The organism is Microbacterium sp. 4NA327F11, from assembly GCF_005503465.1.
GTDB lineage: Bacteria > Actinomycetota > Actinomycetes > Actinomycetales > Microbacteriaceae > Microbacterium > Microbacterium ginsengisoli.
Map to the genome: position 1 here is coordinate 30,781 of NZ_SCOB01000001.1, position 15,302 is coordinate 46,082.

The 15,302-nt window shown below is 72.0% G+C and carries 17 protein-coding genes; 5 read left to right on the top strand and 12 right to left on the bottom strand.

The window, feature by feature from the left end:
* The first annotated feature begins 4 nt into the window (after nt 1-4).
* Both FFS51_RS00165 and FFS51_RS00170 read left to right on the top strand, forming a co-directional pair.
* Entirely contained in the window at nt 5-1,381 is a 1,377-nt protein-coding gene (locus tag FFS51_RS00165; RefSeq protein WP_137877132.1) for an ADP-ribosyltransferase, read from the top strand.
* Nucleotides 1,378-2,250: an ADP-ribosyltransferase family protein gene (locus tag FFS51_RS00170; protein ID WP_137877133.1), complete on the top strand. Its 873-nt coding sequence runs from the start codon at nt 1,378-1,380 to the stop codon at nt 2,248-2,250. Before FFS51_RS00165 ends, FFS51_RS00170 begins: the two co-directional genes overlap by 4 nt.
* Nucleotides 2,251-2,287: 37 nt before the next feature.
* Here FFS51_RS00170 and FFS51_RS00175 read toward each other — a convergent pair whose 3' ends face one another.
* Nucleotides 2,288-2,956, bottom strand: a complete 669-nt coding sequence (locus FFS51_RS00175; protein ID WP_249352606.1) for a MarR family winged helix-turn-helix transcriptional regulator — start codon at nt 2,954-2,956, stop codon at nt 2,288-2,290.
* A gap of 192 nt (nt 2,957-3,148) precedes the next feature.
* Between FFS51_RS00175 and FFS51_RS14595 the strand changes: the two genes are divergently transcribed.
* The gene (locus FFS51_RS14595; RefSeq protein WP_048809076.1) at nt 3,149-3,298 is read left to right on the top strand and encodes a hypothetical protein; all 150 of its coding nucleotides are present in this window, start codon (nt 3,149-3,151) and stop codon (nt 3,296-3,298) included.
* Nucleotides 3,299-3,666: 368 nt separating this feature from the next.
* Here the strand turns inward: FFS51_RS14595 and cofD are convergent, their stop codons facing one another.
* The 11 genes from cofD to hemE form a co-directional block, all read right to left on the bottom strand.
* The gene (gene cofD / locus FFS51_RS00180) at nt 3,667-4,629 is read right to left on the bottom strand and encodes a 2-phospho-L-lactate transferase (protein WP_137877134.1); all 963 of its coding nucleotides are present in this window, start codon (nt 4,627-4,629) and stop codon (nt 3,667-3,669) included.
* Nucleotides 4,626-5,954, bottom strand: a complete 1,329-nt coding sequence (locus tag FFS51_RS00185) for a glutamate-1-semialdehyde 2,1-aminomutase (RefSeq protein ID WP_137877135.1) — start codon at nt 5,952-5,954, stop codon at nt 4,626-4,628. The genes cofD and FFS51_RS00185 overlap by 4 nt, the downstream gene beginning before the upstream one ends.
* Nucleotides 5,955-5,971: 17 nt before the next feature.
* Nucleotides 5,972-6,955, bottom strand: coding sequence for a porphobilinogen synthase (gene hemB, locus FFS51_RS00190; protein ID WP_045247478.1), 984 nt, complete (start codon nt 6,953-6,955; stop codon nt 5,972-5,974).
* Entirely contained in the window at nt 6,952-7,755 is an 804-nt protein-coding gene (locus tag FFS51_RS00195; RefSeq protein WP_056209701.1) for a uroporphyrinogen-III synthase, read from the bottom strand. The genes hemB and FFS51_RS00195 overlap by 4 nt, the downstream gene beginning before the upstream one ends.
* 10 nt (nt 7,756-7,765) lie before the next feature.
* Nucleotides 7,766-8,752, bottom strand: a complete 987-nt coding sequence (hemC, locus tag FFS51_RS00200) for a hydroxymethylbilane synthase (protein ID WP_045247480.1) — start codon at nt 8,750-8,752, stop codon at nt 7,766-7,768.
* A gap of 13 nt (nt 8,753-8,765) precedes the next feature.
* Nucleotides 8,766-9,452, bottom strand: coding sequence for a hydrogen peroxide-dependent heme synthase (hemQ, locus tag FFS51_RS00205; RefSeq protein WP_137877137.1), 687 nt, complete (start codon nt 9,450-9,452; stop codon nt 8,766-8,768).
* 64 nt (nt 9,453-9,516) lie between these two features.
* A complete protein-coding gene (locus FFS51_RS00210; RefSeq protein ID WP_045247482.1) occupies nt 9,517-9,789 on the bottom strand; it encodes a hypothetical protein in 273 nt (90 codons plus the stop codon).
* Nucleotides 9,782-10,186: a phage holin family protein gene (locus tag FFS51_RS00215; protein WP_045247483.1), complete on the bottom strand. Its 405-nt coding sequence runs from the start codon at nt 10,184-10,186 to the stop codon at nt 9,782-9,784. Before FFS51_RS00215 ends, FFS51_RS00210 begins: the two co-directional genes overlap by 8 nt.
* Nucleotide 10,187: 1 nt before the next feature.
* Nucleotides 10,188-10,613 (bottom strand): hypothetical protein, encoded by a 426-nt coding sequence (locus FFS51_RS00220; protein WP_045247484.1) that lies wholly within the window; start codon nt 10,611-10,613, stop codon nt 10,188-10,190.
* A 120-nt stretch (nt 10,614-10,733) separates the two neighbouring features.
* Nucleotides 10,734-12,212: a protoporphyrinogen oxidase gene (gene hemG, locus FFS51_RS00225; RefSeq protein WP_137877138.1), complete on the bottom strand. Its 1,479-nt coding sequence runs from the start codon at nt 12,210-12,212 to the stop codon at nt 10,734-10,736.
* Nucleotides 12,209-13,288, bottom strand: coding sequence for a uroporphyrinogen decarboxylase (hemE, locus tag FFS51_RS00230; protein ID WP_137877139.1), 1,080 nt, complete (start codon nt 13,286-13,288; stop codon nt 12,209-12,211). Before hemE ends, hemG begins: the two co-directional genes overlap by 4 nt.
* Before the next feature lie 58 nt (nt 13,289-13,346).
* Between hemE and FFS51_RS00235 the strand changes: the two genes are divergently transcribed.
* Nucleotides 13,347-14,654, top strand: coding sequence for a glutamyl-tRNA reductase (locus FFS51_RS00235; protein WP_137877140.1), 1,308 nt, complete (start codon nt 13,347-13,349; stop codon nt 14,652-14,654).
* Nucleotides 14,651-15,217, top strand: coding sequence for an HhH-GPD-type base excision DNA repair protein (locus FFS51_RS00240; protein ID WP_137877141.1), 567 nt, complete (start codon nt 14,651-14,653; stop codon nt 15,215-15,217). The genes FFS51_RS00235 and FFS51_RS00240 overlap by 4 nt, the downstream gene beginning before the upstream one ends.
* The last annotated feature ends 85 nt before the right edge of the window (nt 15,218-15,302 follow it).

Sequence of the window (15,302 nt, forward strand, 5' to 3'; positions counted from 1 at the left end):
ATCCATGACCGACAACCCGCTGGTCGCGACGAGGGTCGAGACCGCGACCGCGTTCAGCGGCGCGGGCCTGTTGGACTCGGGGTCGCAGCTCGTCTCGGCGATCGAATCGGGCAACTGGGTCGAGGGGGGAATGGCTGCGTTCTCGACGGCGGTCGACACGGTCGCGACGGTGTCGGATCCGCTCGGGTCGCTCATCGCCGCCGGACTCGGCTGGCTCATCGATCACTTCGAGCCGCTGAAGGGCTGGTTCAACGACCTGACCGGCGACGCCGGAGAGGTGCAGGCGTTCGCGGCGACGTGGACGAACATCCAGTCGCAGCTGCAGCAGTCCGGGGACGAGCTGACCCGAGTGTTGGGCGACCTCGACGAGCTGGCGGGCGAGGCGATGGACGCCTACCGGAGGTTCCAGACGGATGCCGCGCAGCACCTGCACGGCGCGGCGACGTGGGCGGGCGCCATGGCGACGGGGCTGCAGGTCGCCGCCACCATCGTTCAGGTCGTGCACGACATCGTGCGGGACGTGCTGTCGCAGCTCGTCGGCTCCGCGATCTCCTGGGCCGCGGAGGCGGTGGTCACCGTGGGGCTGGCGACCCCGTGGATCGTCGAACAGGTCGCGACGCGCGTCGCCTCGTGGACCGCGAAGATCGGCTCGAAGCTCACCGCGCTGCTCCGCTCGATCAAGACCCTCGCGACGCTGCTGGAGAAGCTTCGGTCGCTGCTCTCCCACGCCGACGAGCTGTTCGCCTCGGTGCTGAAGGGCGGCAGGAGCGCCGTGAGCCGGGTGCTGGGTCGCGAGGGGGACGCGGTGAGCCTGACATCCGTGCGCCGCTTCGCCGACGACGACGAGGCTGTCGCGTACGGTCGGCAGGCCTGGGCCGGTTTGTCCGACGAGCTGACCCCGGCTCAGCGGGAGGCGGTGTTCGATTACACCCGCGAAGCACCCGGACCGAGCGGGATCACCTACGCCGAGATCAACGGCGCGCTGCGCAAGGGCCCGCCGTATCCGGCCGAGCTCGAGGGTCACATCCGCGCGATCGACGAGACGCTCGCCCGCCGACCGCTGACCGAGACGATCGAAGTGACACGCGGAACGGGCGTCTCGCATTGGCCCTTCACACCCAAGGCCGCCGCCGGCAACACGCTGACCGAGGATTCGTTCCTCTCGACCTCCCTCGGCGGACCCGCGCAGAGCTTCGCCGACAAGGACGCGATCCTTCACCTCACCGTGCCCCCGGGCACACCCGCGGGATGGGTCGAGGAGATGTCGCAGTTCGGCGGATCGGAGCGAGAGCTTCTTCTCGGGCGCGGCCTAGAGTGGAGGGCGACCTCATCGGAGCTCGTCAACGGCCAATGGCACGTCTACGCGGAGGTGGTGAAATGAGCTGGAAAGACGACGACGTCCACTTCCGCGTCGTCAGCGGACCACCGACGTACGCGCATCATTCCGACGACCCGGTGATCGCGGCCCCTGTTCGTCGCGGCGACGACCTTCGCGGCTACCTCGTCACGTCGGCCGATCCGGCCGGCGGCGTGCTCGTCCTTCTGGCGGGTTACGACGACGAGGATTACGTCAACATCCACTCCGATCATTGGTGGCGGATCCTCGCTGACGGCGCGGCCAATGGCATCCCGGCACACGAGCTGTTCGACTCGCTCGTGGGTACCGCCGGTCCGGAGCGCTCCGGGGCAGTCGGCACGGATATCGTCACGTTCCCGAATACGGCCGCCGTCTCGGACGCGCTCAACCCCCCTCGGCCCGACCGGAACTCGCGCGGCGGTGCAGCCCGTGGCCGTGCGGCGTCGCCGGAGGTCGCTCGCACCGCCGTCACGCGCGAGCAGATCGACGCCGTGCTGCGCGGGGTCGCCCCGTCGACCCCGGAGATCGACGCCCGTATCGCCGCCCTCGACGGTGCCGTTCGGGTGCGCCCCGCGCCCGAGACGGTCGTGGTCGCCCTTCCCTACGACGCCGACGCACTTCCGGCGGGCGCCGCCCCGGGCGCGCGCGTGCACGAGCCCACGTTCCTGGTCGGGACGTTCCTCACCCGGGAGACCGTCCCGACGGGACCCACGATGCTGCACCTCACCATTCCCGCGGGCACCCCGGCGCTCTACACCCCCCCTGCGCCGGCCGAGGCGGGAGCGGGCACGCTCCTCCTCGCGCGCGGCCTCGACTGGGAGATCACGGAACTCGGTGCCGCCACCGTGTCGGGACGGGTCGTGTCCGTGCCTCCAAGCGGCGACGCCGGCTGAGTCACGGCGCCGCGCCACCCGGGCCGAACGGGAAGCGTCAGCCGTCGACGCGACTGATCAGGTCGACGATCCGGTCGATCACCACGGTCGCCGTCCGCGCTTGCTCGGCCGTCAGAGTGTCGATGGCGGCGACGATCGCGGCATGGTGTCGCGCGATGGCGTGATCAACGTGTGCCATACCGGCAGTGGTCGGCACGATGTAGTGCGCGCGCCGGTCCGAGGGGTGGTCCTCTCGCGCCGTGTACCCCTTTGACACCAGCCTGTCGACGATGTTCGTCACGTTGGCCCCGGACGTACCGAGCATGATCGTGAGATCCTTCGGACTCACCATGCGCTCGTCCCGCGAGGCCTGCACGAGGTATCGAAGTGCCTTGAGGTCCGTGTGCGAGAGCCCGGATGTCTCGAGCGCACGAGCTTCCTGCATCTGCTCCGCTCGGCGGTAGCGAAGAATGGCCGCACTCAGTTCCCGCCCGGCCTGGCTCGATGGCTCGTCAGCGTAGAGATGCTCGCCCTCGTGGCGCACGATCGTTTCAGGCATCGATGTCGTCTCGTACGCGAGCAGCATCGATTGCAGCGACCGCGAGAACGAATGTCGCGTGGTCTCCCAGCGATTGGCCGAACTCACCAGATGCGCGATATCGGCAATCCACGAGTTCGATCGTCCCGAAGAACTCGCCAGAGCGACTGCCTGACCAGAACGATTCATCGACGTGATGCCACGTCGCCTCGTCAACACGGGACTCGGCCATCTCGACGGTGGTCATTCTGTTCCCCTTCGACTCAGCGGGCAATTTTGCTCTGAGTTATTGAACACCATGTTGATGTTACAGGTCAATGGCATTTCACAACTTTGACCACTTACTACGTTACTCATACTCTAGACGCGAAGGAGAACCCCATGACCGCCTACCTCACACGCGCATCCGTCCAGCGCGTCACCCTCGCGCCGCGCATGCGTCTCATCGGTTTCGGCGGATGGAGCGACCTCGCCGCAATGAGACGGCACCAGGCTCGCCTCGCCGATCGTCAGCAACGGTTCGCGGCGTGAGCCCCGTCACCGACCCGGAGTGGACGAGCATCACTCTTGCGCCGACCGAGCCGATCGACATCGAAGCACTCATCGTTCACGAGGCCGGTCGGCGTTCGAGCGCCACCAACTGGTAGGGGAGCATCGGCGGTTCCGTTGCCACGCGTGTGCTCGTTCTGAGCGCACTGCCACGAGCTCGCGTCAGCCCGCCCGTCACCACCTACCGATCGCGTCCGTGTGGGTGACCGTAACTCCGGAAAGTCGGGGCGGCGCGCTGCATCCGAGCCACTCAACAGGCACAACTCCGGACTTATGGCACGCCTGAGCTGCGTGGCACGCGACCTGCCGCGGCCGATCAACTCCGGCGCTCGTCTCGCGGCGAGCGGGGTTCAGCGGGCGGCCGCGGCGAGCGCGGCGTCGGCGATCGCGGCCGAGGCCGCGACATCCGTCATCCACAGCGGCGCGACGACCGGGGTGATCCCGACCGCGGCGACGGCCGGCGCGAGCGCCGCGTCCTCCTCGGCGAGCAGCCACGCGTCGAGCACGCCGCCGGCGGTGCGACTGCCGTAGTGGGCGGCCACCGCGTCGGCCGCGGTGTCGACGCCGATCGCGGTGAGGCACACGTCGGCCATGCCGCGCACGACCGCACCGCCGATGATCGGCGAGATGCCGACGACCCGAGCGGATGTCGCGGCGAGGGCGTCCCGCACCCCGGGAACGGCGAGGATCGGGCCGATCGAGACGACCGGGTTCGACGGCGCGAGCAGCACGACGTCGGCGGCGGCGATCGCCTCGACGACGCCGGGTGCGGGAACGGCGCCGACCAGCCCGGGATTCTCGAATGCGCGGGGGGCGAGGGTCGCGCGGTGCCGGGTCCACCACTCCTGGAAGTGCAGCACCTCGCCCGACTCGAGCCGCACCCACGTGTCGGCCTCGCTGTCTGTCATCGGCAGCAGGGTCACGCCCAGCGGCCAGCGGGCCGACAGACGGGCGACGACCTCGGTGACGGAGAGACCGTCGCGCAGCCATCCGGTGCGCGCGAGGTGGGTGCCGAGATCGAGGTCGCCGAGCGTGAACCACGGCCAGCCCGCGCCCCACGCCTGCAGCTCGGCGTTGACCCGCTCGGTGTCGCCGGCGCGTCCCCACCCGCGGACGGTGTCGTTCTGGCCGCCGAGCGCATAGAGCACCGAGTCGATGTCGGGCTGCAGGCGCACGCCGCTCAGCCACAGATCGTCGCCGGTGTTCACGACGACGGTCGCCGCGGGATCGCCGCGACGGGCGAGCGCCTCGCGCACACCGAGGGTGAACTTCGAGCCGCCGACCCCGCCGGCGAGCACGACGACCCGGGTCACGCGGGGGCCTGCGCGGATGCCGCGGCGCGCGCCGCGCCCGGAAGCGCCGCCGTGATCACGGCGAGCGCGTCGTCGTCGTGCGCCGCGGTGAGGAACCAGGCCTCGTAGACGCTCGGCGGCAGCGCCACCCCGGCGTCGAGCATGGCGTGGAAGAACGCGGGGTAGCGCCACGCCTCCTGGGTGAGGGCGTGGGCGTACGACCGCGGTGCCTCGGGCAGGAACGCGACGCCGAACAGCGATCCCGCGCTCGGCACGGCGTGCACCACGCCCTCGGCGGCGAGAGCGTCGGCGAGGGCGGTCGCGACGACGGATGCCGCGGCATCCACCTTCGCGTAGACGGCGGGCGTCGCAAGGCGCAGGGTCGCGAGCCCCGCGGCCACCGAGAGCGGATTGCCGCTCAGCGTTCCCGCCTGGTAGACGGGGCCGACAGGCGCGAGCGCGTCGAGGACGTCGGCCCGGCCGCCGAGGGCGGCGAGTGGCATGCCGCCGCCGATGACCTTGCCGAACGTGATGATGTCGGGGAGGTAATGCTCGCCGGCGGCCTGCTGCAGGCCCCAGAAGCCGGCGGGGTGCACGCGGAATCCGGTGAGCACCTCGTCGAGGATGAGGAGCGCGCCGTGCGCGTGGGCGATGTCGGCGAGGGCGGCGTTGAAACCGGGCAGGGGCGCGACGACGCCCATGTTCGCGGCCGCCGCCTCGACGATCACGGCGGCGATGCGGTCGCCGTGCACGGCGAACACCTCGCGCACGGCGTCGAGGTCGTTGTAGTCGATCACGAGGGTCTGCGCGGCGATCGGTGCAGGCACGCCCGCGCTCCCCGGCAGCGCGAGCGTCGCGACACCGGACCCGGCGGCGGCGAGCAGGCCGTCGGAGTGGCCGTGGTAGTGCCCCGCGAACTTCACCAGCAGGTCGCGGCCGGTGACCCCGCGGGCGAGCCGGATCGCCGTCATGGTCGCCTCGGTGCCGGTCGACACCAGTCGCACCCGCTCGACGGGAGCCGCCTCGCCGACCCGCACGCGAGCGGCGATGAGCTCGGCGAGCTCGACTTCGGCCTCCGTCGGCGCGCCGAACGAGAGACCCCGGGTCGCGGCCTCCCGCACCGCCTCGACGACCTCGGGATGCGCGTGGCCGAGCAGCGCCGGACCCCACGACGCGACGAGGTCGACATAGGGGGTGGCCGCGGCATCCGTCACCCGCGGCCCCGCCGCCGACGAGACGAACCGGGGCGCACCGCCCACCGAGCCGTAGGCCCGCACCGGAGAGTTCACCCCGCCGGGGATGACGCCGCGGGCGCGCGTGAACAGATCGTCGTTGCGGTCGGACACCGCACCTCCCGGATGGATCAGAGGGACTCGCGCAGCCAGCCGGCCGCCTCGAGCGCCCAGTACGACAGCACCGCGTCGGCACCGGCGCGCCGGATCGACAGCAGCGACTCGGAGATCGCGCCACGACGGTCGATCCAGCCGTGCGCGGCGGCGGCCTCGATCATCGCGTACTCGCCCGACACCTGGTAGGCCCACACCGGCACATCGACCGAGGCACGCACCTCGGCGAGCACGTCGAGGTAGGGCAGCGCGGGCTTGACCATGACGACGTCGGCGCCCTCCTCGGCGTCGACGATCGCCTCCCGCACACCCTCGCGCGCGTTCGCCGGGTCGAGCTGGTAGGTGCGGCGGTCGCCGGTGAGCTGCGAGTCGACCGCCTCGCGGAACGGTCCGTAGAACGCCCCCGCGTACTTGGCCGAGTAGGCCAGCAGCAGGGTGTCGGTGAAGCCCTCCGCGTCGAGCGCAGCGCGCACGTGCGCGACCTGGCCGTCCATCATGCCCGACAGGCCCAGCATCGCCGACCCCGCCCGCGCCTGCGCAAGACCCATCGCCGCGTAGCGCTCGAGGGTCGCATCGTTGTCGACCGACCCGTCTGCGGCGAGCACGCCGCAGTGGCCGTGGTCGGTGAACTCGTCGAGACACAGGTCGGTCTGCACGACGAGCGCATCCCCGACCTCCGCGGCGACCGCGGCGGTCGCGACGTTCAGGATGCCGCGCTCGTCGTCCGCACCCGAGCCGAGCGCATCGCGCACGGCGGGCACGCCGAACAGCATCACGCCACCGAGACCGGCGGCCGCGGCATCCGTCGCCGCCCGCCGCAGTGAGTCGAGCGAGTGCTGCACGACCCCCGGCATCGAGCCGATCGGCTGCGGCTCGGCAATGCCTTCGCGCACGAACAGCGGCAGCACAAGCTGCGACGGCACCAACGTCGTCTCGCGGGCGAGGCGGCGCACGGCGGGCGACTGGCGCAGGCGGCGCAGTCGGTGGGTGGGGAAGCTCACGGCTGGAACTCGTCGGCTGCGTGCGGCAGCACCAGGTGCGACACCGCCTCGATCAGCGCGTCGACGGTCTGGCGGGGGGCGACGACATCGACGTCGAGGCCCACCTTGCGGGCATCGGTCGCGGTGCGCGGACCGATCGCGGCGATGACGGTCGCATCGGGGATGTGCGGGAACTGCTCGTGCACCTGCTCGGCGACCGAGCCGCTCGTCACCAGGATCGCGTTGATGCGCCCGTTCTCGACGTCGCGCAGGATGCGCTCCGTGACCGGCACGCCGACGGTGCGGTACGCGACGACGCTGCGCACGCGGTGCCCCGCCTCGATGAGCTTCGAGGTGAGCACGGGCTTCGCGATCTCGCTGCGGAGGGTGAGGATGTCGCGGGGCTCCGGCTCGAGCCCGATGAGCTGGGCGGCCATTCCGGCGGCCGAGTTGTCGCGGTCGGGCACGAGGTCGACCCGGTAGCCGACGGCCTGGAGCGCGGCGGCGGTCGTCTCACCGACGGCGGCGACCTTGGTGCGGGCGGGGATCTCTGCGCGATAGGCGACGAGCACATCGACCGTGGTGGCGCTCGTCATCGTGAGCCAGTCGAACGCGCCGTCGGCGAGATCGCGCAGCGCCTGCTCAAGGGTCGCCTGATCGTTGGTGGGCGCGAAGTTGATGAGCGGCGCGACGACGGGAACAGCGCCCTGCGATCGCAGCGTGGCAGCGACGCCGTCGCCCCACGGTCCCCCGCGGGGGACGAGAACGCGCCAGCCCGTCAGGGGCTTGGCGGCTTCTGTCCGCGCGGGATCTTCGTGCATGGGGACGCTTTCAGGTGGCGAGGCCGGCGGCCCCGCGATCGAGGAGGTCTCGCGCGATCACGGTACCGGTGCGCTCGGCGCGCGCCACGGGATCCGCGCGATCGGCAGCATCTGCACCATCGCCGCTGCCCTTCTCGCCAGCATACCCGCTGATCAGGGGAATCGCCCGGTCGTCCCCGATGCGGTCGCCCCCGCCGGGGGCGTAGACCACTGTGCGCACTCGCAGTTCATGGCCGTCGAACTCGGCGTGCACGCCGACCGGCGCCTGGCATCCGGAGTCGAGACCGGCGAGCACGGCGCGCTCCGCGGTGATCTCCACGCGGGCCCGACGATCGTCGAGCGCCGCGACGGCATCGGCGAGGTCGGCGGACGCGTCCTCGCGGATCTCAACCGCGAGGACACCCTGCCCGGGCGCGGTCGGCCACTCCGCCAGTCCGAGCGGCTCGAGGTGCAGATCATGGAGCGACCCGCCGAGTCGGGCGAGCCCCGCCGCGGCGAGGATCACGGCATCGAGTTCGCCGAGGCGCACCCGACCGATGCGCGAGTCGATGTTCCCGCGGATGTCGCGAACCTCGACCCACGGGTTGCGGCGGCGCACCTGGGCGATGCGGCGGGGGGAGCCCGTCCCGACGACCGAACCGGGCGCGAGCTCGTGCAGCGGCACTCCCGTGCGGGTGACGACAACGTCGCGGGGATCCTCGCGCGGCGGTGTGGCGGCGATCACGAGGCCGGGGGCGGGCGCGGTCGGGAGGTCCTTCAGCGAGTGCACGAGAACGTCGCACTCGCCGGCCAGCAGCGCCTCCCGCAGCCGGGTCGCGAAGACGCCGCGACCACCGAGCTCCGACAGCGAGGCCCGCGAGACATCCCCTTCGGAGGTGATGAGAACGAGCTCGACGGGCCGGCCGGATGCCGCGGCGAGCGCGTCGGCGACCTGCTGCGACTGTGCGGTCGCCAGGGCGCTGCGGCGCGTGCCGAGGCGGATCGGAGCGTCGCTCACGCGTGCGCCGACATCACGCGAGCACCTCGGGGATGGCCGAGGTCGGGATGCGCCGCCCGGTGTAGAACGGCACCTCTTCTCGCACATGGCGGCGCGCTTCGGTGTAGCGGAGGTCTCGCATCATGTCGGTGAGGTCGCTGAGCACATCGGACTCCATGGGCAGCAGCCACTCGTAGTCGCCGAGAGCGAAGCTGGCGACCGTGTTCGCGGTGACCCCTCGGAACGCGGCGCCCTTGCGGCCGTGCTCGACGAGCATCTCGCGGCGCTCCGCCTCGGGAAGCAGGTACCACTCGTAGCTGCGCACGAAGGGGTAGAGGCACAGCCAGTCCTTCGCGGCGATGCCGCGCAGGAACCCGGGCACGTGGGCCTTGTTGAACTCGGCGTCCCGGTGCACGCCCATCGCGTTCCAGACCGGCACCAGCGGACGCAGCAGCTCGGAGCGGCGGAGGCGCCGCAAGTCGCGCTGCAGGTCCTCGGCCGAGGGGCCGTGCAGCCAGATCATCAGGTCGGCGTCGGCGCGAAGCCCGCTCACGTCGTAGAAGCCGCGCACGGTCGTGCCGCCGGCCTCGATGTGCGAGACGAGCTCCGCGAGCTCGGTGTCGTCCAGCTCGGTGACGGCGTTGTGCGGGTCGCGGGCGAGGACCGCCCACAGGGTGTACTGCGTGTCGGACGCGACGGCGTCGGACTGGTCGATCGTCATGGCTCCAGTCTCCCCCGCCCGGACGCGAGGTCAAACCACGGCGACCGTGCGAAAGCCCGGAGATTCAGCGCACGTACGTCCGGACGGCGAGCCAGACGACGCCGCCGATGGCGGCGGCCGCGGCCACGGTCGCGGCGATCGCACCCGCGGGGTTCTTGCGTGCGAAGTCGCGATAGCGCGAGATGCGCGCCTCCGTCGCCTTCTCGAACCTGCGCGGCACGTTCACCTTGTGCTCGATGGCGGCCAGGGCCGCCTTCAACTCGGCTCGGGCGGCCTCGACCGGGTCGTCGATGCCGAGCGGCACGGCGGTTCGGGGCACGGGAACCTGCTCAGTCATCGGCGGCCTCCTTCACGGCGCGGACGTCTGCGGCGATGGATGACACGGGGTTGCCCTTGCCGATGCGCCGGAATCTCAGGAACCCGAGCAGCGCGAGCACCGCGGTGATCACGAGCATCGCTCCGAACACCACCAGCGCCGAGAGCCACACGGGCCACCACGACGAGAGGCCCGCGATGACGAAGGCGGCGAACACCGGGATCGACCAGAAGAGCACGAAGAGCGCCGCGATCACCCACACGGCGCCGAACCCGGCGTTCTTGGCGAGCGAGCCGAGCCAGGTCTTGACGGCGTTCAGCTCGGCGACGATCAGGTTGCGGATGAGCTGGGGAAGCTCGCCGACGAGCGTGAACAGGCTCTCGTCGTTCAGGTCGCGGAACCCGCGGGGCGTGGTCATCTCACTCCTCGGTGGCGGGCTTCTTGGCGCGCGACGACGTACTGCGGGTCGTCGTGCTCTTCGCCGCGGTCGTCCGCTTGGCCGCCGTGGTCGCGGCCTTCGCCGACGTCTCCGCGGCGTCTGCGACATCCTTCGCGGAGTCCTTGGCCGCCTTCACCGCGGCGTCGAGCTTCTGACCGGGGGTCGACGTGGACGACGAGGTGACGGCCTTCCCGACCTTCACGACCCCGTTCCATGCGGCCTTGGGCAGCGCGGCGAGCGCCGACTTGCCGAACGCCTCGGCACGCGCGACCTGCGCCTGCACGGGATCGAGCTCCCACACCTTGAGAGCCTGTGCCTTGATCTGCTCGTAGCGCTCGCGTCCGGCACGGGTGCCGAGCACGTAGCCCGCGGCCAGTCCGATGACGAGTCCAACCTTGCCCCTCATGGGGATCTCCTCACGCTCGATTCACGGTTCTTGCAGTGCTGGGATGACCCCAGGCTATCGCTGTATTCCGTTTCCGGCATCCACTTGACAGCGCGGGCGCCACACGGGGCCGATCGGCTCTCACGGAGTAGCCGGCGGCTCCCCGGTCGGACCCCACAGCACCTGGCGACGCACCCGGTCCGCCTCGGCCTTGGCGTCGGGAACCACCTGCGCGAGCCCGGTTCCGGCAACCCACGCGCCCACCACACCGAGGCGCGGCACGGCCTGGATCGCCGCCCGGGCCGCGGCCACCCGCTCCGGGCGTCCGAGCACCGAGCCCGGCTGCGCCTGCACGTAGCGCTGCCGGTCCGACCCCCGCAGCGCGTCGGGGGTGAGCGGCACCCCGAGCAGAGCGGATGCCTCGGACAGCGCGAGGGCCGCGGCATCCTCATCGCTGAGGTTCTCGGTCGCGGGTGCCTCATCCTGCGCGCCGAACGACAGCCGGATCACGTGCACGCCGGGGCCCGCCGCGTCGGAGACCCAGGGCCACTTCGCGGTGGAGTGCGTGAGCGCCTTGGCGGCGTGCGACCCGGGGACGGTGAGCACGCCGGTGCCGCGGGGGGCGGCGTCGAGGGCGGGGGCGTCGACGACGAGGGTGATGACTTCGACCACGGGGGCCGAGCCTGACACCTCGGGCGCGAGGGTCGGGACGAGGGGGGCGGCGAGGCGGCGGGACTCGTGCTCGCCGACCGCGAGGATCACGGCGTCCGCGGTGAGCGTCTCGGCGTCGTCGCCGTCGACGACCACCCGGAAGGTGTCTGCGCTCTCACCGTGCTCGATGCTCGCGACGGTCGCGTCGGTGCGCACCTCGACGCCGAGCTCGCGCAGGCGCGCGACGAGCGCGTCGGCGAGACGGCCCATCCCGCCCACCAGGCCGCCGACCGCTGCCCCGGGCGACGTCGTGCGCCCTCCGACGAGCTCCGCGACCGCTCCGCTCAGCGACCCGGTTCGGGTGAGGGCCGTGTTGAGGCCGGGCGCGGCGAGATCCACGTCGATGTCATCGGGATGCGACGAGTAGACGCCGCTCGTCACGGGTGCGACGAGACGATCGAGCACCTTCGCACCCATACGGGTGCGCACGAGGTGCCCGAGGCTGCGGTCGTGGCCGATCGTGAGCGGCGGCCGCAGGCGGTCGAGGTAGGCGCGCCAGGCGCCGCCCCACCCGATCACGCGGCGCACCGACTCGTCCCACGGGTTCGCGGGGATCCCCAGCAGCCCACCCTTCGGGATCGGCGCCGCACCCACTCCGGGGATCCCGGCGATCCACGCGCCGCCGGGACGAGGGTCGACGACCTCTCCCGACAGCCCGAGGTCGTCGATGAGCTGACGTACGTGACCTCCGCGGGTGGCGAAGCTCTCGGCACCGACGTCGAGGGGCAGGCCGGCGACGTCGCGGGTACGCAGCACTCCGCCCGTGTGCGACGACGCCTCGAGCACCGTCACGGCGATGCCGACCTTGGCGCATTCCATGGCGGCGACGAGGCCGCTCGCGCCGCCGCCGACGACGACCACACGGGAGCGCGCCGCGGCATCCGCGATGCCGGCGACGTGCTCCGTCACTCGATCCCGCCGATCTCGTGCGCGAGCTCGACGATGCGGGTCAGCACGGTCGGGTCGGTCTCGGGGGGAACGCCGTGGCCGAGGTTCAGCACGTGGGCGCGCGCCGCTCGACCGCGCGCGACGACCTCGCGCACGTGCGCCTCGACGACCGCCCACGGTGCCTGGAGCAGGGCCGGGTCGATGTTGCCCTGCACCGAGACATCCGTGCCGAGCACCTCGACGGCCTCGTCGAGCGGGGTACGCCAGTCGACACCCACGGTGTCCGCGATGCCGCCGAGCCGCATGTCGGCGAGAAGGTGGCCGGTGCCGACACCGAAGTGGATGCGCGGCACGCCCGCCCCCTCGAGCGCCCGGCGCGAATGAGGGGCGATGAACGTCGTGTAGTCGCTGCGGGAGAGCGACCCGGCCCACGAGTCGAACAGCTGCACGGCCGACGCCCCGGCGGCGATCTGCACGCCGAGGAACGCCGCCGAGACCTCGGCGAGCCACCCGGCCAGCCGATGCCACGAGGTCGGGTCGGCGTGCATCATGGCGCGGGCGCGCAGGTGCTCCTTCGACGGGCCGCCCTCGACGAGGTAGGCGGCGAGCGTGAAGGGGGCGCCCGCGAAGCCGATCAGCGGGGTGTCACCGAGCTCCGTGGTGACGATGCGCACCGCCTCGGCGACCGGAGTGGCGGCTGCCGCGACCGCGGCGGGTTCGATGGCCGTGAGCCGGTCGACGTCGGCGGCGGTGCGTACGGGCGAGGCGAACACGGGGCCGCGACCCGGCTCGATCTCGACGTCCACGCCCGCGAGCTTCAGCGGCACCACGATGTCGCTGAAGAAGATGCCGGCATCGACGCCGTGGCGACGCACCGGCTGCAGGGTGATCTCGGCGGCGAGGTCGGGGGTGAGGCAGGCGTCGAGCATGCGGGTGCCGACGCGCAGCTCGCGGTACTCGGGAAGTGAGCGGCCGGCCTGGCGCATGAACCAGACGGGCAGCCGATCGGTGCGCTCTCCGGTGATCGCGCGGACGAGAGCGGATGCCGCAGGCCCCGCGACAGCGGCGGGATCGGTGGCGGCGGCGGGGCGGGTCATCCTGACAGTTTCCCATCACCGCCCATACCCCGCCTGGGAGCGGTCGTAGACTTGCCGGGTGCTGCTGTGCCTGAGCGCGAGTCACAAGACCGCGTCGTTCGACCTCCTGGAGAGGCTCAGCGTCCACACCGGCAGCGTCGCCCGGTCGATCGCCGAGCACAGCGAGTGCGTGCAGGGGGCTGTGGTCGTCGCCACCTGCAATCGGTTCGAGGCCTACGTCGACATGGACGAGCCGGTGACCGCGGCATCCGCTCTGGGTGTCGAGGCAGCGCTGCTCGCCGTCGAGGCCGCCACGGGCGTCGCCGCGCACGAGCTCGACGGGGCGTATGAGCTCTACACCGGCGACGGCGTCGCCGAGCATCTGTTCTCGGTCGCCTCGGGGCTCGAGTCGGTGGTCGTCGGCGAGGGCGAGATCGCCGGGCAGGTGCGCCGCGCCCTGGCCGACGCGCACCGCGACGGCACCACGTCGACCGAGCTCGAGCGGCTGTTCCAGCGCGCCAGCGAGACACAGCGCGACGTAAAGAACGGCACCGCGATCGGCCGCGCCGGACGCTCCCTCGTGCGGCTCGGACTCGAGCTCGCCGACAGCCGCATCGCCGACTGGTCGGCGCTCGACGTGCTGCTGGTCGGCACGGGCGCCTACGCGGCCGCGACGCTCGCGGCCCTGCGCGATCAAGGCGCCGAGCGCATCACCGTCTTCTCCCCCTCCGGTCGCGCCGAGCGCTTCGCGCTCAAGCACGGCATCGCGCACACGTCCGACCTCGCCGTGCGCGCCCGCAGTGCGGATCTCGTGATCACCTGCACGAGTGCCGAGGGATACGTCGTCACCCCGGCGGTGCTCGGTGCCGAGGTCGTGGATGCCACGGCCCCCGCGTGCCCCGTCGCGCACGAGCGCACCACGCGGCGCATGGTGATCGACCTCGGCTTGCCCCGCAATGTCGACCCGGCCGTCGCGCAGCTGGCCGACACCGACCTGCTCGACCTCGAGACGATCCGGCTGCACGCCCCTCTCGAGGAGCTGCAGGCCACCGACACCGCTCGCGCGCTCGTGCAGGACGCCGCCCGCCGCTTCACGGTGGCCGGCGAACGGCGCAGCGTGACCCCCGCGGTGGTCGCGCTGCGCGCTCACGTGTTCGAGCTGCTCGAGGCCGAGATCGCCCGGGCCCGCGCACGCGGAGATGACGGCCGCGCCGAGCAGTCGTTGCGCCATCTCGTGGGCGTGCTGCTGCACACCCCGACGATCCGCGCCCATGAGCTGGCCGATGCCGGCCACGCCGACGACTACGTCGCCGGACTCGAGGCGCTGTTCGGCATCGTCCCGGCCGCCGAGGCAACCGCGATCGACGACGAGGCGAAGCTCGCGTGAGTCTGCATCTCACCGGCGACGCCGCCGCCGACACCCTCCTCACCGAGCAGCCGCTGGCCCTGCTGATCGGCATGCTCCTCGACCAGCAGATCGCGATGGAGACGGCGTTCGCCGGGCCCCGCAAGATCGTCGACCGGGTCGGCACCCTGGATGCCGCGGCCCTCGCCGGGTACGACCCGGAGGAGTTCCTGGCGGCGTTCCGTCAGGCGCCGGCCGTGCACCGCTTCCCCGGTTCGATGGCGGCCCGCGTGCAGGAGCTGTGCGGCATCGTATCCCGCGACTGGGGCGGCGATGCGTCTGCCCTCTGGACCCGTGACGACCCCGACGGCGCCGAGGTGCTGCGGCGCCTGCGCACCCTCCCCGGGTTCGGCGAGCAGAAGGCGAAGATCTTCCTCGCGCTGCTCGGCAAGCAGTACGGGTTCATGGGCGCGGGGTGGCGTGAGGCATCCACTCCCTACGGCGAGGAGGGGTCGCTGCGCTCCGTCGCCGACATCGTCTCGCCGGAGACGCTCGCGAAGGTGCGCGAGCACAAGAAGGCCATGAAGGCGGCCGCGAAGGGCTGAGCCCCCATGTGAGGCTCGTCTCGCTCGATGCGAACGGCCGACCACCTCCGGCGCCCCGACACGACGAAGGGGGCGGATGCCGCGG

Coding starts and splice junctions, on each gene's coding strand:
- FFS51_RS00170 (WP_137877133.1), top strand. CDS start 1,378: ATGAGCTGGAAAGACGACGACGTCCACTTCCGCGTCGTCAGCGGACCA.
- hemQ (WP_137877137.1), bottom strand. CDS start 9,452: ATGACGATCGACCAGTCCGACGCCGTCGCGTCCGACACGCAGTACACC.
- FFS51_RS00210 (WP_045247482.1), bottom strand. CDS start 9,789: ATGACTGAGCAGGTTCCCGTGCCCCGAACCGCCGTGCCGCTCGGCATC.
- FFS51_RS00175 (WP_249352606.1), bottom strand. CDS start 2,956: ATGAATCGTTCTGGTCAGGCAGTCGCTCTGGCGAGTTCTTCGGGACGA.
- FFS51_RS00195 (WP_056209701.1), bottom strand. CDS start 7,755: ATGCACGAAGATCCCGCGCGGACAGAAGCCGCCAAGCCCCTGACGGGC.
- FFS51_RS00220 (WP_045247484.1), bottom strand. CDS start 10,613: ATGAGGGGCAAGGTTGGACTCGTCATCGGACTGGCCGCGGGCTACGTG.
- FFS51_RS14595 (WP_048809076.1), top strand. CDS start 3,149: ATGACCGCCTACCTCACACGCGCATCCGTCCAGCGCGTCACCCTCGCG.
- FFS51_RS00165 (WP_137877132.1), top strand. CDS start 5: ATGACCGACAACCCGCTGGTCGCGACGAGGGTCGAGACCGCGACCGCG.
- hemE (WP_137877139.1), bottom strand. CDS start 13,288: ATGACCCGCCCCGCCGCCGCCACCGATCCCGCCGCTGTCGCGGGGCCT.
- FFS51_RS00215 (WP_045247483.1), bottom strand. CDS start 10,186: ATGACCACGCCCCGCGGGTTCCGCGACCTGAACGACGAGAGCCTGTTC.